Annotated in this window: 1 protein-coding gene; it reads left to right on the top strand. The window is 63.7% G+C overall.

Annotation, left to right across the window (positions count from 1 at the left end; genetic code table 11):
- Positions 1-121 precede the first annotated feature (121 nt).
- Positions 122-1,122 (top strand): IS481 family transposase (locus tag AWC18_RS11950; RefSeq protein WP_109560067.1); only part of this gene is annotated, 1,001 nt, incomplete at its 3' end.

Below are 1,122 nucleotides of genomic sequence, written 5' to 3'. Positions count from 1 at the left end.
TGTGATGTCCAGGGACGTTGTAACGGATTGAGTTGATTTTGGCCTGTCGTTGAGACAGGTGAAGGCCTCCGGTTGTGAAGTGGAGCTGTCTAGAAACCGCTTCATCAACCAGGAGGCCTTCGTGTCCCACGCTAATGCAGCCCTGACCCCACGCGCCCGATTGCGGCTGGCTGAGTTGATCGTCAACGACGGTTACAGCTACGCAGCGGCAGCGAAGCTGTTCATGGTTTCGCCCCGCACGGCCGCCAAGTGGGCGGCCCGCTACCGCACAGAGGGCCCCGCTGGGATGACTGACCGGTCGTCGCGGCCGCACCACAGCCCAGCCCGAACGTCAGCTTCGCTGATACGCCAGATCGTGCACCTGCGGTGGCGCAAGCGTCTGGGGCCCGTGCAGATCGCCGGCCAGTTGGAGATACCGGCCTCGACGGTGCACGCGGTCCTGGTGCGCTGCCGGATTAACCGGCTCACCCATATCGATCGCATCACCGGTGAACCGATCCGTCGCTACGAACACGACCACCCCGGCTCGATGATCCACGTCGACGTCACCAAGTTCGGCAACATCCCCGATGGCGGTGGATGGCGCTATGTCGGTAAGCAACGCGGCGATCGCAACCGCTCGGCAACCGTGGCCAGGACCGGTGCTGCTCGTAGCCGCCATCGCGGTCCACTGCTGGGAACCGCATTCGTGCACACCGTCATCGACGACCACTCCCGTGTCGCCTACGCCGAAATCTGCTCAGATGAGACCGCCGCGACGGCGATCGGGGTTCTGCAGCGAGCCACGTCCTGGTTCGCTCAACGTGGCGTCGTCGTCACACAAGTTCTGTCTGACAACGGCTCGGCATACCGATCCCACGCCTGGACTCACGCCTGCGCCGACCTGGGTATCACCGTGAAAAAGACCCGGCCCTACCGGCCACAGACCAACGGCAAAATCGAGCGATTCCACCGCACCCTCGCCGACGGCTGGGCCTACGCCCGACTCTACGAATCAACCGAGCAACGCAACGCGGCCCTGCCCCGATGGCTCCACTTCTACAATCACCACCGCGCACACTCCGCCATCGGAGGCAAACCGCCGATCACCCGGCTGACCAACCTCCCTGGACATCACAGCTA

Origin of the sequence: Mycolicibacter nonchromogenicus, assembly GCF_002101775.1 — a bacterium.
Lineage (GTDB): Bacteria > Actinomycetota > Actinomycetes > Mycobacteriales > Mycobacteriaceae > Mycobacterium > Mycobacterium nonchromogenicum.
Note: the sequence above shows the minus strand (reverse complement) of the source record. Positions and strands in the feature narration are given on the sequence as shown.